General features: G+C 36.1%; 21 protein-coding genes and 1 other RNA gene. 11 read left to right on the top strand and 11 right to left on the bottom strand.

All coding sequences use genetic code 11. From position 1 onward, the window contains the following. Positions 1 to 72: 72 nt before the first annotated feature. A complete protein-coding gene (locus tag H3T44_RS04795; RefSeq protein ID WP_198196369.1) occupies positions 73 to 315 on the bottom strand; it encodes a hypothetical protein in 243 nt (80 codons plus the stop codon). 303 nt (positions 316 to 618) lie between these two features. Between H3T44_RS04795 and H3T44_RS04790 the strand changes: the two genes are divergently transcribed. The 5 genes from H3T44_RS04790 (at position 619) to H3T44_RS04770 (ending at position 2,854) form a co-directional block, all read left to right on the top strand. Continuing rightward, positions 619 to 894 carry a hypothetical protein gene (locus tag H3T44_RS04790; RefSeq protein WP_198196367.1) on the top strand — a complete coding sequence of 92 codons (276 nt, stop codon included), beginning with the start codon at positions 619 to 621 and terminating at the stop codon, positions 892 to 894. Between the two features lie 39 nt (positions 895 to 933). Further along, positions 934 to 1,275 (top strand): cell division protein ZapA, encoded by a 342-nt coding sequence (locus H3T44_RS04785; protein ID WP_122124259.1) that lies wholly within the window; start codon positions 934 to 936, stop codon positions 1,273 to 1,275. Between the two features lie 8 nt (positions 1,276 to 1,283). Next, positions 1,284 to 1,440, top strand: a non-coding RNA gene (ssrS, locus tag H3T44_RS04780) — 6S RNA. A 20-nt stretch (positions 1,441 to 1,460) separates the two neighbouring features. Continuing rightward, complete coding sequence (locus tag H3T44_RS04775; protein ID WP_198184853.1) at positions 1,461 to 2,033, top strand: 5-formyltetrahydrofolate cyclo-ligase; 573 nt, start codon at positions 1,461 to 1,463, stop codon at positions 2,031 to 2,033. Positions 2,034 to 2,035: 2 nt separating this feature from the next. Then, complete coding sequence (locus H3T44_RS04770) at positions 2,036 to 2,854, top strand: TIGR00282 family metallophosphoesterase (protein WP_198196365.1); 819 nt, start codon at positions 2,036 to 2,038, stop codon at positions 2,852 to 2,854. 13 nt (positions 2,855 to 2,867) lie between these two features. Here H3T44_RS04770 and H3T44_RS04765 read toward each other — a convergent pair whose 3' ends face one another. Beyond that, positions 2,868 to 4,124, bottom strand: a complete 1,257-nt coding sequence (locus H3T44_RS04765) for an energy transducer TonB (RefSeq protein ID WP_198196363.1) — start codon at positions 4,122 to 4,124, stop codon at positions 2,868 to 2,870. 150 nt (positions 4,125 to 4,274) lie between these two features. Between H3T44_RS04765 and H3T44_RS04760 the strand changes: the two genes are divergently transcribed. Next, the gene (locus H3T44_RS04760; RefSeq protein ID WP_232347514.1) at positions 4,275 to 4,943 is read left to right on the top strand and encodes a DNA-3-methyladenine glycosylase; all 669 of its coding nucleotides are present in this window, start codon (positions 4,275 to 4,277) and stop codon (positions 4,941 to 4,943) included. Positions 4,944 to 4,945: 2 nt separating this feature from the next. Here H3T44_RS04760 and H3T44_RS04755 read toward each other — a convergent pair whose 3' ends face one another. After that, a complete protein-coding gene (locus H3T44_RS04755) occupies positions 4,946 to 5,962 on the bottom strand; it encodes an NAD(P)H-quinone oxidoreductase (RefSeq protein WP_230882835.1) in 1,017 nt (338 codons plus the stop codon). 156 nt (positions 5,963 to 6,118) lie between these two features. Between H3T44_RS04755 and ruvX the strand changes: the two genes are divergently transcribed. Next, entirely contained in the window at positions 6,119 to 6,586 is a 468-nt protein-coding gene (gene ruvX / locus H3T44_RS04750; RefSeq protein ID WP_110438828.1) for a Holliday junction resolvase RuvX, read from the top strand. Here ruvX and H3T44_RS04745 read toward each other — a convergent pair. Then, the gene (locus tag H3T44_RS04745) at positions 6,572 to 6,949 is read right to left on the bottom strand and encodes a hypothetical protein (RefSeq protein WP_198196361.1); all 378 of its coding nucleotides are present in this window, start codon (positions 6,947 to 6,949) and stop codon (positions 6,572 to 6,574) included. The two genes, ruvX and H3T44_RS04745, sit on opposite strands and share 15 nt — an antisense overlap. A 314-nt stretch (positions 6,950 to 7,263) precedes the next feature. On the opposite strand from H3T44_RS04745, the gene H3T44_RS04740 reads away from it, so the two are divergent. Further along, positions 7,264 to 8,901 (top strand): chloride channel protein, encoded by a 1,638-nt coding sequence (locus H3T44_RS04740; protein ID WP_198196359.1) that lies wholly within the window; start codon positions 7,264 to 7,266, stop codon positions 8,899 to 8,901. A 77-nt stretch (positions 8,902 to 8,978) separates the two neighbouring features. On the opposite strand, the gene H3T44_RS04735 is transcribed toward H3T44_RS04740, so the two are convergent. From H3T44_RS04735 to H3T44_RS04715, 5 genes are all read right to left on the bottom strand, one after another. Further along, positions 8,979 to 9,644, bottom strand: a complete 666-nt coding sequence (locus H3T44_RS04735; protein WP_122123392.1) for a transaldolase family protein — start codon at positions 9,642 to 9,644, stop codon at positions 8,979 to 8,981. 356 nt (positions 9,645 to 10,000) lie between these two features. Continuing rightward, entirely contained in the window at positions 10,001 to 11,446 is a 1,446-nt protein-coding gene (gene glnA, locus H3T44_RS04730; RefSeq protein ID WP_155566629.1) for a type I glutamate--ammonia ligase, read from the bottom strand. 145 nt (positions 11,447 to 11,591) lie between these two features. Next, positions 11,592 to 11,930, bottom strand: coding sequence for a P-II family nitrogen regulator (locus H3T44_RS04725; protein ID WP_198184983.1), 339 nt, complete (start codon positions 11,928 to 11,930; stop codon positions 11,592 to 11,594). A 294-nt stretch (positions 11,931 to 12,224) separates the two neighbouring features. Then, positions 12,225 to 13,739: a hypothetical protein gene (locus H3T44_RS04720; protein ID WP_198196357.1), complete on the bottom strand. Its 1,515-nt coding sequence runs from the start codon at positions 13,737 to 13,739 to the stop codon at positions 12,225 to 12,227. A 40-nt stretch (positions 13,740 to 13,779) separates the two neighbouring features. Further along, positions 13,780 to 15,288 (bottom strand): aminotransferase class V-fold PLP-dependent enzyme, encoded by a 1,509-nt coding sequence (locus tag H3T44_RS04715; protein ID WP_155566631.1) that lies wholly within the window; start codon positions 15,286 to 15,288, stop codon positions 13,780 to 13,782. A 255-nt stretch (positions 15,289 to 15,543) separates the two neighbouring features. Between H3T44_RS04715 and H3T44_RS04710 the strand changes: the two genes are divergently transcribed. Together H3T44_RS04710 and H3T44_RS04705 are read left to right on the top strand one after the other, a co-directional pair. Continuing rightward, positions 15,544 to 16,098 (top strand): cysteine hydrolase family protein, encoded by a 555-nt coding sequence (locus H3T44_RS04710; RefSeq protein WP_198196355.1) that lies wholly within the window; start codon positions 15,544 to 15,546, stop codon positions 16,096 to 16,098. A gap of 26 nt (positions 16,099 to 16,124) precedes the next feature. Continuing rightward, positions 16,125 to 17,387 (top strand): hypothetical protein, encoded by a 1,263-nt coding sequence (locus H3T44_RS04705; RefSeq protein WP_198196353.1) that lies wholly within the window; start codon positions 16,125 to 16,127, stop codon positions 17,385 to 17,387. A gap of 2 nt (positions 17,388 to 17,389) precedes the next feature. Here the strand turns inward: H3T44_RS04705 and H3T44_RS04700 are convergent, their stop codons facing one another. Beyond that, a complete protein-coding gene (locus H3T44_RS04700; RefSeq protein WP_198196351.1) occupies positions 17,390 to 18,328 on the bottom strand; it encodes a GlxA family transcriptional regulator in 939 nt (312 codons plus the stop codon). A gap of 46 nt (positions 18,329 to 18,374) precedes the next feature. Beyond that, positions 18,375 to 21,239 (bottom strand): excinuclease ABC subunit UvrA, encoded by a 2,865-nt coding sequence (gene uvrA, locus H3T44_RS04695; RefSeq protein ID WP_198196349.1) that lies wholly within the window; start codon positions 21,237 to 21,239, stop codon positions 18,375 to 18,377. Positions 21,240 to 21,380: 141 nt separating this feature from the next. Between uvrA and ssb the strand changes: the two genes are divergently transcribed. Further along, positions 21,381 to 21,896 carry a single-stranded DNA-binding protein gene (ssb, locus tag H3T44_RS04690; protein WP_155580256.1) on the top strand — a complete coding sequence of 172 codons (516 nt, stop codon included), beginning with the start codon at positions 21,381 to 21,383 and terminating at the stop codon, positions 21,894 to 21,896. Positions 21,897 to 22,020 lie beyond the last annotated feature (124 nt).

The following is a 22,020-nucleotide window of genomic DNA, read 5'->3' as shown; positions in this document are numbered from 1 at the left end:
ATAATATTCTTTTCCAGAAAGGATAGTAAAATTAAGTTTATGTGATTTTTTGTAATATGAAATAGTCATTACTTAGAAGTAAGAGAATCTTAATTCGGTCAAGTCAAAACTTTCTGAACGTTTGGTTAAAATAGTCGCTTGAAGTGAGTCCGCACGATTTTTGAGGAGGTTAAACTGTTTTGATTTTGAATTAAAGAGTATTTTTTTTTGGCCAAGTCTCAAAGCCGCCAATGCCAATCCGGCATTATCGTAGCAATCGAGTGCATCATCAATTGGATTTGAAAAAAGTTGTTTGCCAAATTTTATAAGTTGCATCCACCAGCGTACACCCATATAAGCAACAGCATTCTGGGGAGAGATGAAAGTTATAGGGCAGTAATTATTTTTAATATGTGAATTAATAAAGTAAAATTGGGATAAATGATTGACGGTAAAAAAGTATGCATTTGTATCAGTAGTGTATTTATTAAATGAGAAAATTATATTTTTTTGTGATATAAAAGTGAATTTATGGGCTTGCATTTTGGATAAGTGTCTTTTTTTAAGTATTTAATCGATAATTACCTTTAAAAAATAAAAAGGTTTTTATTATTTGGATATCATATAAGGTGTAATAACATGGAAACGCATGAAGTCATTAGTACAATTGAATCTGATAATAAAAACAATTCAGAAAAAATAAATATATTGTCCATAAACAATACTGAGGAGGGAAATAATCAGGATTCATCAGATAAAAAGCTTGAAAAGGCGTTTGATAAAATAGAATTTTTTTTAGACAAAAAATTATCTTCACCTGATTCTATAATTTCAAATAAAAATGCAGATAAAATTTTAGCAAATTTAGACATTTTAATTACCCAGGTAAAAGATGTATTATTAAAAGTGGATTAGTTGGAAAATAAAATTAACAAGATCGTTAGAGATGAAAGAATGGCGCAAGTAACAATTTCCATTAATGGTTTTAATTATACAGTTGGATGTGAGGACGGGCAGGAAGGTCATTTACAGGCAATGGCCAATATTGTTGAACAACATATAGATATGATACGAAAGATAGGGGGCCAGAGTGGTGAGGGACGCTTGTTGGCTCTGGCAAGCCTGATTATGGCGGATAAGCTTCATGACATAACTAATCAATTGAATGCATTGGAAAAAAAACAAAATGAGCATGAGATTGAGGTTTTAAGAAACAAGAACCGTGAATTGCAAGAACAATTAAAATATTTCTCCGAACGGGCGGAGACTATTGCAGACAGGATTGAAATAGCCTAAATATATAATGGAGGCTGCCTGGTTCGTTAGAAAGTTCATCTCCTGGGCCGATAATTTCTTCCAAGGGAGCTGGCGCTGACGTAATCGTGGTTTCGTTATTCTGGCACCCACCTGTATTTGCAGGTCCGGAAGAGCTGACAGTTCGACGGCTATGGCGGCTTCTTTATTTTTATTAAAAGACATAGATGCAAAATATTTCAAATCAAAAAAAAATGCTGCGACAAAAAATGCGGCAATTGAGAATTGAAAATCAAATTTTACAGCAAAAAAAAAATAAACAGTTAAATCGAAATATTGTTCAGTATATTCATAAAAAACATTTTCGTAGCCAGAAAGTTGCGTTTTTTTGGCCTCTTGAATTTGAAGCGGACATACGGGATAGTTTGCATGAATTATATCGGCAGGGATATCGTATTCTATTACCCGAAACGCCACCGGTGGGATTGGCCTTGCAGTTTCACTTATGGTATCCGGAAGTGCAGTTGAGGCCTGGACGGTATAAAACCTTATATCCAGATACGGAAATCATGCACCCCCAGATAATTATGCTACCCTTGCTGGCATTTGACCGGAAGGGTAACCGATTGGGTTATGGTGGAGGGTATTATGATAGAACATTGGCTGTTTATCCGACGGTTAAAACCGCTGGTATTGCTTTTTCCTATCAAGAGGTATCAACCGTACCGGTTGAAAAATTTGATTGTTCTTTACAAACGATTATTACTGAAACAGAGATTATTCACAGTCAGAAGGATTAAAGGTGCGTATTGCTTTTCTAGGGGATATAGTAGGTCGTAGCGGTCGAGAAGCCGTTATAAAAGAATTGCCCATGTTAAGATCTAAACTATGTTTGGATCAGGTTATTGTAAATGCAGAAAATGCCAGTCATGGATTTGGGTTGTCTCCTATTATCGCACAGGATCTTTTCAGGGCGGGTGTTGATGTTATTACCTTAGGTAATCACAGTTGGGATCGTAAAGACCTGATTACCTATATCGCACAGGAACCACGTATAGTCAGACCTATTAACTATCCCACTGGGACTCCGGGGCAGGGCTATTATATCTCCTTTACAAAGGATGAAAAAAAAATATTGGTTATCAATGCAATGGGTCGTCTATATATGGATCCGCTTGATGATCCTTTTAAAATGATTGAAACTCTTTTGATATCCTATCGGTTGGGTGAAACAGTAGATGCCGTATTGATAGATATACATGCCGAGGCTTCAAGTGAGAAAATGTCTCTTGGATATTATCTGGATGGAAAAGTTTCTGCGGTTATAGGAACGCATACGCATGTTCCTACCGCTGATTATCGGATTTTGCCGTTGGGTACTGCCTATCAAACGGATGCGGGTATGTGTGGGGATTATAACAGTGTCATCGGTATGCAGAAAGAAGCGGCCATTAACCGTTTTGTTACAAAAATGCCTGGATATCGTTTTCAGCCAGCCGAAGGATCAGCCACTATTTGCGGATTATTCATTGAAACAGATGATGCAACGGGATTGGCAAAACGTACGTTTCCCATTCGTTTCCAAGGTGAACTGGACACTTTTTTGCCTGATATAAAATAAAGCAGAATACAACTCATTGTCGCAATAAAATATAATTGATCTTTAAATCCATATCAAAATGATCTGGAAGATCCGGAGGGATTTTGGGTAGTTGTGCATTTCTGAACATTCCAAGGATTGCCGCATCCAGAGCGTCAGAACCTGAGGAGTTGGTAAGATTTATCGAGAGAACCTGTCCATCCCGGCTGATAACGACATGAACGGAAGGACTGCCATCTTCTCCTTTACGAATAGCATCAGGTGGATAATACATATGTTGTTGGATCCAGGCTGCAATTAAATCACTGTAATCGGAACTTACCCCTTTAATAGTAAATTTATCTGCATATGGAGTATTGATTTTACCATTTTTGACTAGAGGACCAGTGGACATATTAATGGCTGAACGTGACCCCTGGGGTCTTATTTTTGCCATTCTGCGATGAGAAGCGTTTGGATTTTCATTAAAATCCAAGTTTGTCAGGTTTTCAAAAGGCGATTGAGATCTTAGGGGATGAGCAGTTTTTCTTTTGATCCGTGAGGGAATATTTTTATAAAAATATTTATGTTCTTGATTTAAATTGATTTTCCTGTTTTTGTGTCTCGATTTTTCTTTTTTGGATAATATTGGTTCTGCATCGGGTTGTGGGACTGTCATTCTGTTTTCAGATGGGTTTTCATCCGGTTTTGGAACTGAGGCTATTTTTGGAGGTACAGGAAGCGAATCAGGAATGGGAGGGGGAGAAATCGCCTTGCTTGGGGCCGGTTCCCCATTATATCCTTCACCTTTTAATCCTGATTGTCCTGTTGATCGAGGTAGGAAAACGACATCTACTGGTTTACCCTGATTACTATTTCCATATGGATTGGTATTTTTGTGATTTATATAGAGGCTTCCCATAAAAATAAGAATTACAATAATTCCATGAAAAAAAATGGAGGTGGTAAAATCTAAAAAAAAAGGATGTTTTTTTGATTGGTCAGGAATATGAAGACAGGAATTTTTATCTATTGGATATTGCAAAAATCGACCGGTTATAATTTCCTTAAGTTTATTGTCCATATTATCGGAAAGTCTAAAATTGCTATTGAAAGGTTCTTTGCGAAGGAGTTTGAATCCTTTCAATAAATGGTTATAATTTTTAGGGCGATCCAGCAAGGAAGGTTTTAAATGGCATACCGATTGATGATGAATTACTGATCGATCTGATTTTTGAACCAAATTCCAATATAAATGACGTTTGCTTTTTCGTCTGCCAGATATTGGGGAAGGGTGTCTACCAATGTTCATTCGACTGTAATTTTCTTCGGATGGAATGTTTATTGACTAAAACCTTATCTATTTAACATAATGTAATCTAAAAAAGAATAAATCTTCGATTAAAATAATAATTAATATTATTTCTATATATTATCGTGTCATTAAACTGGATATGAGATAATGACTATTTTAATGATCAAATCATCATCTGACATTGAACAGGGAATGCGGTTTCTTGAAAAAACAGATCAAGATCTAGCAAAAATTATTGATAAAGAAGGACCCTGTCGATTGAAAATCGATAGGAAAACGCCTTATGATGCCTTATTACAGGCCATAGCGGGGCAGCAATTGCACGCAAATGCAGCTAATGCTATTTTAAACAGGTTGAAATTGGCTAATTCAGGAGCTTTGCCAGATCCTGGAGCTTTGTTAAAATTAAGGCCGGATCAATTACGAGATTGCGGTTTTTCATTCCGCAAGATCGATTCCCTATACGCTCTGGCCATGGCTACCCTGGATGGTATTGTTCCAGACTATGAAGAGGCTTTAACTTTATCAGATCAAGATCTTATTGACCGTATAACCGTTCTGCCGGGAATTGGATGTTGGACGGTTGAAATGCTTTTAATTTTTACACTTGGTCGTATGGATATCATGCCAAAAGATGATTTTGGAATTAGGGAAGGCTGGCGCATTTGTAAAAATCTTGCACTGCAGCCTAAACCCAAACAACTGGAAATTGCCACCAGGATATGGAGTCCATTCAGGACAATCGGGGCATGGTATTTATGGCGAGCTGTTGAGCAATCAAAACCTTTGAATAAACGTAATCCTTTAACATTATAAAGTTAATCAGAAAATTGTGATAGATCCAGAACAATTTTTCCGATATGCTTATTGCTTTCCATCAATTGATGCGCCTTTCTGACTTGTTCAAATGGAAAAATCTTGAAAACTTGAGGTTCAATAATTCCGGTATCTAAAAGTGGCCATACATGTTTATGTAAAGCGCGCGCGATTTTTCCCTTAAATTTTGTATCACGAGGTCTTAAAGTGCTGCCTGTAACAGTAACACGCTTCATGGCGATCAATCCCAGATTCACATTTTCCGCCTTTATACCTCCTTGGAATGATATGATAACCAAACGTCCTTCTTCACTGAGAGATTTAATATTATCACTGAAATAAGAAGCGCCCATAATATCTAAAATCAGATTAACACCTTGTTTATTCGTAAGCGATTTGATTTTTTCATAAAAATTATCTTTTTTATAATTTATAAAGTCTGTTGCGCCCAATTTTTTACAAAAACTCCCTTTCTCTTCAGTGCCAACAGTCGTATAAATGGTTGCTCCAAAAGCTTTGGCTAATTGAATTGCGGTAGTGCCTATTCCGCCACTGCCGCCATGGATCAGAAGGGAATCATTCGGTTTTAGATTGCCGATTGCAAAAAGGTTTGTCCAAACTGTAAAAAAAGTTTCAGGTAAAGCCGCCGCTTTTATAGCGTTATATTGTTTGGGCCATGGAAGACACTGTACGTAGGGAACAGAACAGTATTGTGCATATCCACCACCATTTGTTAATGCACAAACTTTGTCTCCGATGGAAAAATGGGAATTTGACGGGGATGAAACAATTTCTCCTGCTATTTCTAAACCCAAATGTGGATTTGCATTTTTGGGAGGTGGATAATTGCCCTGTCTTTGAACGATGTCAGGACGATTGATACCGGCAGCTTCAACCTTTATTAAAACTTCATTTCTTCTTGGTACGGGGATGGGAATACTGGATAATTTCAAAACGTCTGGATTACCCGGTTGATCAAAGATTACCGCTTGCATCATAGAGGGAAGAGAAATGGACATATATTAATGCTTTCATGAATAAGGAGTAATTACAGTTTATTTGACCATAAAAAGGAATATTTTATAATAAAATGTAATTTACATGGAAAAGATAGATGAAACTCTGTAGATTTATCTTTTCAATTCACTCTTATATTTCTCTAACATATTGATTACATGCTTTATAACAGTTTATCTGATTTAGTGGCCGGTTTACCCAGACATTATCGTTTATTGGGAATAGATCCTGGTAAAAAACAAATTGGGTTAGCCTTATCCGATATAACCCTGATGCTTGCTTCCCCTTTTTCTGTTGTAAAAAGAGGGAAACTATCAGTTTTTGCTCAGTACTTGAAAGAATTATCTATAAAAGAAGAAGTTGGGGGTCTTGTTTGCGGATTACCTTTGTCGCTGGATGGTGACTTTGGGCCTGCAGCACAAGCAGCTAAAGATTGGATTATGGCTGTTTCTAATATGAGTGGTCTTCCGGCCTGTCTGTGGGATGAACGGTTGTCTTCCAGCGCAGTTAACCGCTTTTTGATTAATGAAGCGGATTTAAGCAGGAAAAAAAGGGATGAAATTGTAGATAAAATGGCTGCAAGTTATATATTACAAGCCGCTCTTGATACTTTAAAACCCAAGTAAATTATCTTTTGTTGCAGAAGTGGCGCCCAATGCATTGAGATATGATCGATAGATATCAAGCCTTTTTTTTGATTCTTGAATTTCGGCTTGGGGTAGGGGCTTTGTTTTGTCATATCTTGATCGAAGGTTTATTATAGATTGATAAGCCTCATAACGATACCGTTTGAGCCGTTCAAATGAGACTGGATCGGCTTTACCATAAAAATTGTGCATATAACGCTCATTCAAGTTAACTATGTTTTTATATTCATTTTGGACATGCTCGAGAATTGATTGCTGTTTTTTGGATGCACATGCAAATAAAAAAGGAAAGCAGATGAAAAAAATGAAATATTTAACATATCGTTTTGGCGTTTGTGTCATATGAAATTAATTCTTTATGAAATATGGCCGATTAAAAATGGATCAATCATCAATACAAGATGTATATCTATAATTATACTAGGCATGAATGATCAAGATGAAAATAGTTATAAATAAAAATCAATTGTTCGTTCATTATAATATATTCGTATAATAAAAAATTTTCCTTTAAATGACAAATAATGATGATTAACGCAAATAACCCATATTTAAAACAAGTTAAGCGATTAATATTCAAGCAAAATGTATATTTTTTTATTCTTGCGTTTTGCAGTGGACTCATTGGGGCAATTTCAGTTCAGCTATTAAATATTATGTCCCTTACTCTCCACAAATTCTTATTTCATTTGGATGGAAATGGTCATTTGTCGGGATTAAGTTACGTTAATCCATGGTATTGTATATGTATTCCCATGATCGGAGCGATAGGTTTATTCCTTGTCCGTTATTATATGGGTCAATTTTTCAGTGCAAAAATTGCAGATATAATTGAAGCAAATGCATTATACGGTGGTAAGCTTTCTGTCAAAGACAGTTTTTATTTAACGCTGCAGACCCTTTTGTCCAATGGGTTCGGTATTTCCTTGGGATTGGAATCTGCCTATACACAGGTTAGTGCCGCAGCAGCATCCAAAATCGGACGCTTCTTTAAAATTAGACAGAATAAATTGAGGATACTTGTTGGCTGTGGAGCGGCAGGAGCCATCGGTGCAGCCTTCAACTCGATTTTAGGAGGGGCTTTTTATGGATTTGAAATTGTTTTAGCCTCATATAATTTTATAAATTTCCCCTATATCATGATTGCTGCAATGTCTGGATATATAATGATTCATTGTTTGGGTGGTGCAGGACCCGTTTTTCATATTGTTCCGGATTCTATCCATTATATTGATTATGGAATTGTATGTATTTTCTCACTGATTTGCGCAATAATTGCCATTATGGTCATGTATGGTGCGACACGTATTGAAATTTATATAAATCAGTTGAGAATTCCGAAAATTTATGGACTGGTTGCTGGAGCCCTGATGGTGGGAGGGATGGGTATCCTGACCCCTGCTGTATTGGGATCTGGTCATGGTTTTCTTTGGGTTGTCTTGGATCATGGTATTGCCTTTAAATTGGCAGTTTTTATTTTGTTTTTAAAGGCAATCGCCTCATCCGTTTCCCTGGGAGTGGGATTTAGGGGAGGATTGTTTTTTGCTTCAATGATGCTTGGTGGAACAGCGGGAATTGTTTATGGCAATATTGTATTATATCTAGGGATTCATACATTTTCCCCTCTTGTATATGCGGCAATAGGGATGGCGGTCATGTCGGCGAGTATTATTGGCGGTCCCTTAAGCATGATGTTTTTATCTCTTGATATGACGCAAAGTTATTCTATGACAAGTGTGATTATTTTAGCTGTTATTGTGGCTATCGTTACAGTGAGAAAAATATTTGGATATTCCTTTGCAACCTGGCGTTTCCATTTAAGTGGAAAAAAAATTCGCTCAGCTTTGGATATCAGTGGATTGACGAGAACGACCGCACAGACATTGATGAAACCTGTTGATTTTACGCTTGATTATAATTTACCTCTTAATCAGGTTATACATTCGCTGCAATTTCATCATAAAGAGTTATTAATATTAAAGAATGAGGAGAATGAATATGCAGGATTGGTCGAATTAAAAGATATATTTGAGAATTTAGTTCATTATCAAGAACAAATCGGGGAACTTGCAATCAGAAAAAATCGGGTTTTGACCCCGGGTATGAATATCAAAGAAATGATGGATGGTTTTGATGACATACATGAATGCCCATGGCTAATTGTTGTGCGTGGAACCGACAATTATGAAATAATGGGTATTGTAAATGAGGATGATGTTCTGAATCGATATAATGAAATTCTTGAAAGACAAATAAAAGATCTGACAGGAATGAAATTATATAGAGAGCTATAATAATGATATAAGGCACTCAATAAAGTGCCTTATAAATGAAAATTGTGTCAGATCAATGAAATAGAAAGTTATTTGTACTAGTCAAGTGTGTGACGGTTAAAAGCCTTGAACCATTGGTTGCCAAATTCAGTTACAGCGGCAAGAACTGCTGGATCAGCAATGAAAAGATCAAAAATGCTTGGTGGCAGGGTAATACCAGCAGATCCGATCATCATGCATTCTAAAGCCTGACGGGGGCTTTTGAAGCTTGCATTAACGATTTCAACATCTGGTTTGTGTTGGGAAATCAAGTTTTGCAATTCTTTAACGGTTTCGGGGCCATTTCCACCTTGTGCATCAATTCTGCTAACATAAGGGGAAAGATATTTGGCACCTGCCAAAGCCGCCATAAATCCTTGAGCGGCACCATAGATTGAAGTTCCCAGGGTTGGGATGCCTTCCTTGGTTAATTCTTTGATGGCAACCAGACCGTTAGGGGTTACAGGAACCTTAACAATAAGGTTTTCTACACGAGAGGTCAGTGTATGAGCGTCTTTGATCATACCTTCTACAGTTGGAGAGATAACTTGAGCAAGCAACATTCCCTTTCCACCCATTGCATCACGGATGGCTGGTAACAAATCGAAAACGGACTTGCCACTTGCTGCAACAATACCGGGATTGGTTGTAACACCATCAACAGGTACCATCGCACAAATTCTTTTAATGTCTTCTACATCAGCTGTATCAAGTAAAAATTTCATATTTTATACACCTTTTTAGAATTATTTAAATGATTTAAATTCATTATATGATAAATAATATGTGAACATTAATAATGCTAGTGTAAAAAATGATTTTTGTTAAGTTTTTTGATAAAAAAATCAATTTTTTGTGATATTTATTTGATTCAATTTATAATTGAACAGTTTTAGGGCTCTAATTGGTAATAAAATTACAAAAATTGATAGAATCAGTTATTATTTTTAAATTGTGATTTTATTTAAATTTTTAAAATAATAATTTTTTAATTGACATTTAAAAATTTAATAGTTCGTTTTTTTATATCCTTGCTGTAGGAATGACTGATTAAAGATCAGCAAGGATATTTATTTAAATTTTAGACTGAGTAATACATATCAAATTCGACAGGGTGAGGCGTGTGTTCGAAGCGATATACTTCTTCCCATTTGATTTTGCAATAACTGTCAATCTGGTCCTGAGTAAATACATTTCCCGCCAATAGGAAATCATGATCAGCTGCAAGAGCTTCCAATGCTTCACGTAAAGAGCCACATACGGTTGGAATTTCTTTAAGTTCTTCAGGAGGTAGATCGTAAAGATCCTTGTCCATTGCATCACCAGGATGAATTTTGTTTTTGATGCCGTCAATTCCAGCCATTAGCATTGCCGCAAATGCGAGATATGGGTTTGCTGTTGGATCGGGGAAACGGATTTCAACACGTTTTGCTTTAGGACTGGTCACATATGGAATGCGACAGGAGGCGGAACGGTTGCGAGCCGAATAGGCTAACAAGACAGGAGCCTCAAATCCTGGAATCAATCTTTTGTATGAATTGGTGGATGGATTTGTAAAAGCGTTTAACGCTTTTGCATGTTTAATAATTCCACCAATATAATACAGGGCTTGATCTGAAAGGTCGGCATAGCCATTTCCTGCAAAATTTGGAGTGTTGTTTTTCCAGATAGATTGATGGACATGCATACCAGTGCCATTATCACCATAAATTGGTTTTGGCATGAATGTTGCAGTTTTGCCATATGAATTTGCAACATTATGAACGCAGTATTTATAGATCTGCATAAAATCAGCGGAACGTACTAGGGTGGCAAAAGCCACTCCCAATTCGTGTTGAGACTGGGCAACCTCATGATGATGTTTTTCGATAGGCAATCCCATCTCACCCATCGTGCTAAGCATTTCTGCACGCAAGTCATTTTCCGTATCAACAGGTGGAACAGGAAAGTAGCCTCCCTTCACCCGAGGACGATGTCCCATGTTTCCTTCGGGATAATCTTTTAGGTTTGCATCAGGGCCTTCTATACTATCGAGTTGATAGATACCATAATTGGAACCGACACCGAATTTGACATTATCGAAAATGAAGAATTCTGCTTCTGGCCCAAAATAAGCCGTATCGCCAATTCCTGTTGATTTTAGGTATTGTTCAGCCAGTTTCGCAGTGGAACGAGGATCACGATTGTAAGCGGTTCCCGTTGCAGGATCAATGATATCACAAATAAGAATAAGCTGGGGTTTTGCCGTAAATGGATCCATAACTGCTGTAAATGGATCAGGCATTAAAATCATGTCACTTTCATTAATCGCCTTCCATCCGGCGATGGAAGAACCGTCAAACATAATGCCATCCTCAAAAATATCAGGCTCTATGGTTGATACATATTGTGTGGTATGATGCCATTTTCCCCGTGGATCCGTAAAACGGAAATCAACAAATTCTACAGAATTTTCCTGAAGCAGATCCATAATTTTGGCAATAGCCTCTTCTTTGGAAGCTGAAGAAGAAATCAATTGGTCGGCCATGTACTATTAGTCCTTATTATATGATAGAAATTTATGCATTCAAAAACGTAACAGTGTCATCCATAAAGATAATATTTTTCTTCCCATATGGTTATAACTCTCAAAGGGATACTTCATTTTGTCAAAATGAAAAAGATAAAATTGATTATAAAGCTTCAACCCCACTTTCACCTGTACGAATGCGAATGGCATTTTCCACAGGAATAACAAAAATCTTTCCATCACCGATTCGGCCAGTTCTTGCTGTATTGAGGATGATTTCAATTGCACGTTCGACGATATCCGCACTACAGACAAATTCGATTTTAACCTTGGGCAAAAAATCAACGACATATTCAGCACCACGATAAAGTTCGGTATGGCCTTTTTGGCGGCCGAACCCTTTTACTTCTGTTACCGTAATTCCTTGAAGGCCAATCTCTTGAAGCGCTTCTTTAACCTCATCGAGTTTAAAAGGCTTAATAATGGCTTCGATTTTTTTTATCATCTTGTTTCTCTATATTCATCAAATAAAAATTATATAGCGATAATACTGTTACTGTTTACGATAACAATATTAAAGAATGTTTGGAAAGTTCTGTCCAGTGTAAAGATATAGAGAATTTTTAACAATGAATAGAACAATTTAATAAAAAATGTCTATTATTTAAACATTATGCCTATTTTTTATATTATTTATTTAAAATTGCTATAAAATAGACAATGATTTGTAGGGTTTATGTAATTTTTTTGCCTAAATTTTTATCATAAAAAATTTTAATTCATAAATTGCAAATTATTATTTTTTATAAATTAAAGGCGTTTTTCCCACATCTGTTCGATATATCATGGAAGATTCTTTTTCAACAAAATGAATATTGAATTGGCATTTATGTTTCAATTTTTCAAAAAAGGAATGTGATAGAGTGTTTTTTTTATCAGATTCAATCAATGATCGTATCATTATATCGCAAATTTTGTCTTTATGTTTATCATATTGATTCTTCATTTCATAAAGATTTGAAACCGCAATTATTAAATTTAAGGTTTCAGAATTTTGGTTTATTTGGAATTGAAATTCCTCAGCAATTTTGTTGAAGCTAAAAATGGAATCAATCTCCAGTTTCTTAGATAATAATGTCAGGAAATGTGGAACATAAAATTGATGATTTATCAAAGAGATAAAATCGTCACTGCGGCCTACATATTCAAACTGTATCGAATTGAGAAATCGACTGGTATAATTTGGACGCCTTATGACGCGATCCCCTAATCTATAACGCAAGACAGGGGCTTCATTTGCAAATAATCTTGTGACGACAAGATCTCCTTCTTCGTTTTCTTGAACCCATTTACCGTTTTTATCGACAATTTCTATCAGATGTAAACCGGGAACAGCTGTTAGAATTGAACTTTCCGGATTGAGTTGTAAACCTATAGTTTCGGCCTGTGTGGCAGCAAAAAAACTCAATATGATTAAATTCTGATAGATATCTTTTAGATCAGATTTAATTTTTTCTGGAAGACATCCACTGCCATATAGAGCTATTCTCAAACTATCCTTTTGTTGATCATTTAATTCACTTGCATAAGGAACGAGCAGGGCGATATCGCGGACAATGCCCATGAAACCTTTTTGTCCCGGATTTTGCATAATACGCTGATAAATTTTAGCGGACATGGGTCCGATACCAAGATAATTAACATTTGGAATTTCTTGTAAAACTCCACCAACCATGGTTCCGCTGCTCCATAATTGACTGTCAGAGAGAGTGGTGCCAATCCATTTGGCCTGTTGTTCTTCCATATAACGTGAAATAATATGTTTTCCGATAAAATTTCCTGCCCATCTGTAAGTATCCCTTAATTCTTTTTTTGAAAATACGATTTCGGAAGATCTTCCTGAGGCGGTACCTCCACTGTTGGCAATTTGAAAATTACCATTTTCGATCGGGACAATCATACCTGGACGTTTGCCAGAAAATAAATCTGTATAAATTTCTTTATCAGTAAGCGGAATGGCGGAAAAAGTTTCAAAATCGTTTAATTTTTCCTTGCCAATCGCTTGATCAATACGTTCTTTCCAAATAGGGTTGACTCGACATATCTCGATCAGCTGTTTTAATCTTTTAAGAATAAATTCGTTCTGTATTTCAAATGGAATTGCATCAAAATAAGTTTCCGTTAACCGTTCAAAATAGCGAATAGTTGATAAAAACGTTGGAAATTGAGCAATATTTTGGATTGATTGTGGATTAAACAAAAAATCAGGAAAAACAGTTTTCAGTAATTCCTTGTTTGGATGGATATGCAAGATAGGGGCTCCTTGGGTAAAATATGGGGATGGAATGAATTTAAAAGGTTTTAAGAATGGAATTTGCTGCGGTTTCAATATGTTTGGTCAGGTCAGCGATATCATCCATTGAGATTTCATGATTCATGATAACGATACGGAGGGCGGTGATATGATCTAGATCCACTTTTGAAATGAAATACCGTCCTTCATCACGGATTTTATCTCTTATTTTTAATTGTAAATAATTCAGTTTTTCTTTCGATAGTTTTTTTTCATTTGGCAAATATCTGAAGCAAAGAATGTTGGATTCAGGTTTGTGCAAGGTTTCAAAATTATCTAGGGTCTGTAGATATTTGTATGCTTGAAAGGTTGTTTTGACTAAAAGGTTTAATTTGGTTTCAAAAAATTGTTGACCGTATAAAGACCAAACAACCCATAAATTTAAAATGGAAGGCCGTTTGGTACATTCGAAATTTTTAGTTCCACTTTCGAATTTTGTTATTTCATCTTCAAATTCCTCTGTAACATAACTGGCTTGAATCGGAAATGTAAGCTTTGTTTTATCACCATTTTTATAAAATAATAATGTACAAGCCGCAGGAACAAATAATGTTTTATGAGCGTCAAGACAAAAAGAGTCAGCGTATGTTAAGCCTGCTACTCGGTTTCTCAATTGATCGGAAACTAGAAAGGATCCGCTATGTGCTGCATCAACATGAAACCAGGCTTTATATTTTATGGCGAGTTCCGACAATTCTTTTAAGGGATCAATAGCCCCAATGCTTGTGCTACCTGCAGCAGCGATAATACAGAAAATATCTTTTCCGTTTTTATGGGCTTTATTTAAAATTTGCCTTGCTTGTTTTATACAGATTTGTCTTTGAGCGTTCAGGGGTAATAAAATGATATTGTCTTGACCAAGGCCAATAATGCCAGCAATCCGGCTGACAGAAAAATGTGCATCCGTTCCTATAGCTATGGTAGGTACAAGGTTTTTTTGACCAGCATTTCCTTTTTTCCAGATATTTGGGTATTTGTTATTGCGGGCGGTTATTACCGCGGTTAAATTGGCCAAACTTGCTCCAGAGGTTGAAATCATGCCATAATTACTATTTTCCCATCCCAAAAATTTAGCAAATTTTTCCGCAATTATTTTGTCTGCTACATTAGGTAGGGGGCCGCATTCATAAAATGATGCTGGCTGGGGGCAAAGAGAATTTACAACATCATAAATGGCTGAAACAGGAATGACCGATGAAAATTGTCTGGCCATATATCCTGTAGAATTTACTTTGATTGCAGTATTGATGTGTAAATCAACAATCTGGTTCAGTCGTTCAATAATTGACTCACCGGATTTGTGATCTGTCAGATGAAGGGCAATATTGAGGAGTTCATGCGGAGTAATACAATGAATTCCTTTCTTGGTTTTATCTTGAAGCAATTTATAAAGTTTTTGTTGAATTTTTTCAAATAAAAATGAAATATTATTTGGGTTAAAAGCATCATATAATATTGAGTTATTTTTATTTATAATTTTATTACTGGATACCTTATAGTTATTCATTGAAATACTTTCTTAATATTTATAATTCAATTTTTAGGTTGTATATTATCCATAATAAAATAAGTATTACATAAATTAAAAAGACAAATAACAGTCAAAAAAAGAAAAATTGTTTAGAAATTACTTAACAGGATTATTAATAAATTATTTATATTTTGTCTGAAATACATTGATATTTGTCAATTTTACTTATTATTAATTTACCTAATTGGACTGTATTTTAATAAAGCCTGTTATTGCATGGAATTTACATTGATGAAAAATACAGTTCTTATCATTATAGACTTACAAAATGATTATTATCCAAATGGAAAATTTCCATTATTTAATATGAATTCTGTTGGTAAAAGCAGCATGAAAGTTTTAGCTGCCGCACGGCAACATCATATTCCAGTCATCCATATACAACATCAGTTTCCCATGAAGGATGCACCCTTTTTTGTTCAGCATACTGAAGGGGTGAAAATTAATAAGGATGTAAAACCATTGAATAATGAAATATGTATTACAAAAAATTATCCTAACGCTTTTAAGGGAACGGAATTGAAGTCCGTTCTTGATAGACATAATTATAAAAATCTTATCGTTATAGGCGCCATGTCCCAAATGTGCGTTGATGCGACAGTCAGGACAGCCTTAGATTATGGATATCAGGTGACATTGATCCCTGATTGTATTGCGTCAAAAGAAATAACCTTTAACGATGTTGAAGTGCCTGCACCAAAGGTTCATGCTGCAATGTTATGGATATTATCTTTTGCTGGTGCCAAAATAATGCCCAAAGATGAATTTTTGGCACATCTATCTTAAATGAAAATGAATTACGATATATTATCATGTTTGACCGTTATCTAAATACGATTGAAACAGTGATGGCTAATAATCATGCTGTTTTTCTGGGAACATCTCAAGCAGTAACTTTGCTCTATCTGGATTATAAAATTTCATCAAAACAATTTAAAATTGCTTTGGAAAATTACATAAATAAAAATCCATTACTGCAACAAAAACTGGTCATTCAGAATAAAAAATGGTGTTTGCAGAAAAATTCTCATCCCGTTTCTAATTTTGAAGTTTTTAGATACGAGGACAAAATTAAAGATTTTGATTTGATTCTTGAAAAAGAAGTTAATAACATTCTTGATTATAATCAAGTTTTATCAAAACTGAAAATTATCTATCCTGTCCAGAATAAAGGTTGCATAATTATCCTTACTCAACATCATGCTATCATGGATACCTATTCAGCAAAAAAAATTCTTAAAGATTTAATAGATTCAATTTCTATTGACGAAGAAGAAAAACATTATGAGCATTTTCCTGTATGGAAATATTTCAATGCAAAAGAGGTGGCCGATTGCGATATCCGTCAAGTTCATAAACCTGACAATGATTTTTCACAGGCTTTGAAAATCTTTGATAATCCCTTGCCTCTAAAATGGACCGCTGTTGATACATGGATTATTAACCCATCGCTCTTATCATCCATGGAATATTATGCAAAGAAATTGGATTGTAGACTTAATTCCCTTTTGACTGTCATTTATTCAATTGCTGTAATGAAACTTTTAAATATTAATAACATTAATACTTATAGTGCAGTAACCTACCGTAAATATAACGATTTGATGAATCAATTGGGTTGTTTATTGGATGTTGTGAATATCAATGTAAAAATCTGGGATATTGATGATTCAGTCAGGAGATTTGAAAGGGAAATAAGTTATATTAAGAAACACTTATCCAAGGAACTGGAAACAACCAGCCAGATTCTTGCGGATGCAAAAAAACAAAAGCTGTCTTTTCAAAAGGCTGTAAGATTGTGCGAAGGATTGGGATTCACCAATAGTGGTAGAACAGATACCTTAAAGTTTGAAAATGATATAAATGTTCTTGCCTATCGGTCTGTTGCCAATCGCACATCTGGTGCATTGTTATTTACGTATCATATGTCATTTCATAAGGGAAGTTTGATAACAAGTGTTTTAACATCGCAATTATTACTGGATAAAAAATCCATTCAGTTATTTATTCAAAATATCAATAAATACATTAAAATAATTGATCAGAGAGTGAAGTTGATGAAAGCTCAGGATTAAATCTATCTTGAACGGATTTTATATTTGTTTCGATAATCCCTTGGAGTGAGACAGGTGATCTTGGTAAAATTTTTTCTGAACGAACTTGAATTAGCATAACCAAGATTCCATGAAATTTGTTCAATAGGCATATCGGTTGTTTCAAGAAGGCCTTTGGCATATTCAATGCAAAAATTCTGTATGTAATTTTTTGGAAGCAGTTTGGTGGCTTTTTTAAAACGTCTTAAGAAAGTTCGTTCTTCAAGTCCCGATTGAATAACAAGATTTTTGACGTTTATATCATGAATATCTGCATTCATAAGCCAATATTGCGCCTTAAGGATAGCTGTATCATTATGATCCAGTTTTGGAAAAAAAGACATATATTGATTTTGAAGATCTCTTGGTGGATCAACATTCATGAATTGAGTCGTTTTTAGCATTATATGATGGCCAAAAAATTTTTCTACAATATATAATCCAATATCGACCCAGGACATGATTCCACCACTAGTGATAAGAGTTTCGTTATCAACCAGAAGTTTGCTTTTATTTACAATGATTTTTGGAAATTTTTTTTTAAGGGTATCAGCATATAACCAATGGGTTGTGGCTTCCTTTCCATTCAACAATCCCGTTTCAGCTAGAATAAATGTTCCAACACAGATTGCCGCAATTATGGATTGTTGAGAATGATGATGTCTAATAAAATTAATTATTTCGCCAATATTATCCGGTGTATGGATTCCGCTCATACAGGGAGGAATAATGATCACGTCTTGTTTGGTTAGAAAATTTGTAAAATCGTGATCGTTGGAAATTACCTTGACCTGAATTTTTTTAAATGAGTTACACGCATATTCTGCCAGATTAAATAAATCAATCAAACCGTTGATAGCTGTCTGTTGATGATCTGAATAAGAAATAATTACAATTTTTAAGTTAAATTGATTCGTCATCATGGATTAAAACCAAATTTGTAGGGTATCAATTACCCTACAAAATAAATTATTGATTTAAAAGTGGTTTTAAAAAAACGCCTGTATAACTATTTGGTGACTTGGCAATTTGTTCTGGTGTTCCTGTTGCTACGATTTCACCACCGCCACTTCCACCTTCAGGTCCGAGATCAATAACCCAATCAGCGGTTTTGATAACCTCCAAATTATGTTCGATAACAATAATGGTATTTCCCTGATCAACCAGTGTATGTAAAACCTCCAGTAACTTACGTACATCTTCCGTATGTAGTCCTGTTGTGGGTTCATCAAGAATATATAGGGTTCTTCCCGTTGCCCGCCTTGCCAGTTCCTTGGAAAGTTTGATACGCTGTGCCTCTCCTCCTGAAAGGGTGGTGGCCTGTTGTCCAAGATGAATGTAGCCAAGTCCAACCTGTTTTAGTATGTTTAGACGGTCGTAAATTCTGGGAGCGGATGAAAATAATGGTATGGCTTCATCTACTGAAAGATTTAGAATATCGGCAATGGAGTGGCCCTTGAATTTGATTTCCAACGTTTCCCGATTGTATCTTGCTCCTTTACAGGTATCACAGGTAACAAACATATCTGGAAGAAAGTGCATTTCAATTTTTATGACTCCATCTCCTTGACAGGCTTCACATCGTCCGCCCTTGACATTAAAGGAAAAGCGTCCTGGCTTGTAACCTCGTGCACGGCTTTCTGGCAGCTCTGCAAACCATTCTCTAATTGGTGTGAATAAATCTGTATAGGTTGCCGGGTTGGAACGGGGGGTGCGTCCAATGGGGGATTGGTCTATGTCAATGATTTTATCAAGTAGTGGAATATTCTTGATGGATTTATATGGAGAGGGTACAGCATTCGAACCCATCAATTGTCTGGAAAGGGCCTTATAAAGCGTATCAATGATCAGGGTGGATTTTCCACCCCCCGAAACACCCGTTACGGCGATAAAGGTTCCAAGGGGAAAATCAACAGTAACATTTTTTAAATTGTTACCTGTTGCGTTACACAGTGTTAATATTTGCTTTTTATTCATTTTCCTTCTTTTTTTGGGAATGGCAATGAATTTTCGGCCACTCAGATAATCGCCGGTAAGGCTGTCCGGATTTTTTTCCACTTCCTTGGGTGTGCCCATGGCAACGACATGTCCCCCCATGATGCCAGCCCCGGGGCCCATATCAATAAGATAGTCAGAAGCCTTGATCGTGTCTTCGTCATGCTCAACAACGATCAAGGTGTTTCCAAGGTTTTTTAAACGATCAAGAGTGCCGAGCAACCGTTCATTATCCCGTTGATGTAATCCGATTGACGGTTCATCCAGAACGTATAAAACCCCTGTCAGTCCAGATCCAATTTGACTGGCCAGACGAATGCGCTGGCTTTCACCTCCAGATAGTGTGGCTGAACCTCTGGATAATGTAAGATAATCAAGGCCGACATCATTGAGAAATTTCAAGCGGTCAATAATTTCTCGCAGAATTCGATGGGCAATTTCTGCTTTTTGAGGGGATAGAGTTTCTTCAACACTGGAAAACCATTTTAATGCTTGATGGATGGGATAATCTGCAATTTCTGCAATGTTTTTATTGTTTATTTTGACACATAAAGCTTCGGGTTTAAGTCGGGCGCCATGACAAGCGTGACAAGGATAATCCGCCCGAAAGCGATTGAGATCTTCCCTAATGATATGACTGTCAGTTGAATGATAGCGTTTATCTAGATTTTTGATCACCCCTTCAAAAGGTTGAGTTACAGTATAGGATTTTTTTTCATCATGATAGTGAATCGGAATTTTTTCATCTGTACCATGCAGAATGGCATGTTGAATTTTTCCAGGGATTTTTTCCCATGGCGTGTTGATTTTAAAATGAAAATGTTCGGCTAGACTTGCCAAAGTTTGTTGATAATAGGGCAGTGAAGTATTTTTCCATGCTGAAATAGCCCCTTTTTCCAGTGAAAGTGCAGGATTGGGAATGATTAGGTCTGGGTCGAAAAAGCTTTCAGTCCCGATACCGTCACATACTGGACATGCACCTTGGGGTGCATTGAAGGAAAAAAGTCTTGGTTCAATTTCTTCAAGAGTAAATCCGCTTTCAGGACAAGAATAACGTGATGAAAAGCTTAAATGAATTGATTTTCTTTTTTCATCTTTACGTAAGACCTCCTCCACTTGTGCAAGACCATCGGAAAGGGATAAGGCTATTTCAAAACTATCTGCCAATCGATTTTCTATACCCTGTTTAACGATGATGCGATCAACAACCACCTCGATCGTATGTTTAAGTTTACGATTTAATTCCGGCGCTTCTGAAATGTCATATAGTTTCCCGTCAATTTTAACCCGTGTAAAACCCTTGCGTTGAAGTTCCGCAAGCTCTTTTCTGTATTCCCCTTTACGACTTCGTACAATGGGGGATAACAACATCAATCGGGTGCCTTCGGACAACTCTATTACTCGATCAACCATCTGGCTGACGGTTTGTGCTTCAATTGGTAATCCCGTAATCGGTGAAAAAGGGGTTCCTGCTCGTGCCCATAACAGGCGCATATAATCATGAATTTCAGTAATGGTGCCAACTGTTGAACGTGGATTGCGGGATGTTGTTTTTTGTTCGATTGATATCGCGGGAGACAGCCCCTCAATGGATTCAACATCGGGTTTCCCCATTAATTCCAAAAACTGGCGTGCATAGGCTGAAAGGCTTTCAACATAACGTCTTTGTCCTTCCGCATATATAGTGTCAAAAGCCAAAGAGGATTTTCCCGATCCGGAAAGGCCCGTGATAACCGTCATCTTGTTTCTGGGAATATCAACATCAATATTATGTAAATTGTGGACTTTTGCTCCACGCACTTTAATATGGGTAAGCGCAGTCGGTGATTTATTTTTCATGATATGATTGTTATATGGTTTTGTATCTTGTGATTACTGTTTTAAAAAAATTACAGGATGGTATAGAAAGAATATAATTCTTTTAAAGATGGAAAAAAAGTAAAGATATAGCATTTTTTACTATAAAGAAATGAGGATAAAATGGCAGGAAGTGTTAATAAGGTGATTTTGGTTGGAAATCTTGGACGAGACCCTGAAGTTAGAAGTGCGCAAACAGGCGCCAAGATAGTTACTCTCGCAATTGCCACAAGTGATACATGGAACGATCGTCAGACTGGTGAACGTAAGGATCTGACAGAATGGCATAGAGTGGTAATTTTTAATGAGCGTCTTGCTGATGTCGCAGAAAAATATTTACGTAAGGGTCGCAAGGTTTTTATTGAGGGTATATTGAGAACCCGGAAATGGACTGATCAGCAAGGTGTTGAACGGTATAGCACAGATGTGGTTGTTGACCGATTTAGAGGAGAACTGGTTTTATTGGATAGCGCGCGAAGTGGTGGAGATTCAATGGATAATTATGGTTCGGAATCTTCATTTACACCACCACCTGCGGCCCGTCCAGCCAGTAATGCATCATCTGGTAATAGATCCAATTCCAGTTGGGATGCTTCCATGCCTGGTAATAATGATTTGGATGATGAAATTCCCTTCTAAGTCTATCGATGAAGTTTTGATCACTGGAATATTATTGATGTCATTGGTTTGATAATAACTTGTATATTTTTAGTGATCCGCACTCTAACTAAATATAAACAGAATGTTATAAAAAAAGATACGA

The organism is Commensalibacter sp. M0355 (assembly GCF_016101365.1).
Taxonomy (GTDB): domain Bacteria; phylum Pseudomonadota; class Alphaproteobacteria; order Acetobacterales; family Acetobacteraceae; genus Commensalibacter; species Commensalibacter melissae.
The sequence above is the reverse complement of the archived record's forward strand: the minus strand, read 5'-3'. Positions and strand labels throughout refer to the sequence as shown.

Coding starts and splice junctions, on each gene's coding strand:
- glnA (WP_155566629.1), bottom strand. CDS start 11,446: ATGGCCGACCAATTGATTTCTTCTTCAGCTTCCAAAGAAGAGGCTATT.
- H3T44_RS04735 (WP_122123392.1), bottom strand. CDS start 9,644: ATGAAATTTTTACTTGATACAGCTGATGTAGAAGACATTAAAAGAATT.
- H3T44_RS04710 (WP_198196355.1), top strand. CDS start 15,544: ATGAAAAATACAGTTCTTATCATTATAGACTTACAAAATGATTATTAT.
- H3T44_RS04700 (WP_198196351.1), bottom strand. CDS start 18,328: ATGATGACGAATCAATTTAACTTAAAAATTGTAATTATTTCTTATTCA.
- H3T44_RS04760 (WP_232347514.1), top strand. CDS start 4,275: ATGACTATTTTAATGATCAAATCATCATCTGACATTGAACAGGGAATG.
- uvrA (WP_198196349.1), bottom strand. CDS start 21,239: ATGAAAAATAAATCACCGACTGCGCTTACCCATATTAAAGTGCGTGGA.
- H3T44_RS04765 (WP_198196363.1), bottom strand. CDS start 4,124: ATGAACATTGGTAGACACCCTTCCCCAATATCTGGCAGACGAAAAAGC.
- H3T44_RS04740 (WP_198196359.1), top strand. CDS start 7,264: ATGTCCCTTACTCTCCACAAATTCTTATTTCATTTGGATGGAAATGGT.
- H3T44_RS04775 (WP_198184853.1), top strand. CDS start 1,461: ATGCAAAATATTTCAAATCAAAAAAAAATGCTGCGACAAAAAATGCGG.
- ssb (WP_155580256.1), top strand. CDS start 21,381: ATGGCAGGAAGTGTTAATAAGGTGATTTTGGTTGGAAATCTTGGACGA.
- H3T44_RS04705 (WP_198196353.1), top strand. CDS start 16,125: ATGTTTGACCGTTATCTAAATACGATTGAAACAGTGATGGCTAATAAT.
- H3T44_RS04745 (WP_198196361.1), bottom strand. CDS start 6,949: ATGACACAAACGCCAAAACGATATGTTAAATATTTCATTTTTTTCATC.
- H3T44_RS04785 (WP_122124259.1), top strand. CDS start 934: ATGGCGCAAGTAACAATTTCCATTAATGGTTTTAATTATACAGTTGGA.
- H3T44_RS04755 (WP_230882835.1), bottom strand. CDS start 5,962: ATGTCCATTTCTCTTCCCTCTATGATGCAAGCGGTAATCTTTGATCAA.
- H3T44_RS04795 (WP_198196369.1), bottom strand. CDS start 315: ATGCAACTTATAAAATTTGGCAAACAACTTTTTTCAAATCCAATTGAT.
- H3T44_RS04790 (WP_198196367.1), top strand. CDS start 619: ATGGAAACGCATGAAGTCATTAGTACAATTGAATCTGATAATAAAAAC.
- ruvX (WP_110438828.1), top strand. CDS start 6,119: ATGCTTTATAACAGTTTATCTGATTTAGTGGCCGGTTTACCCAGACAT.
- H3T44_RS04715 (WP_155566631.1), bottom strand. CDS start 15,288: ATGAATAACTATAAGGTATCCAGTAATAAAATTATAAATAAAAATAAC.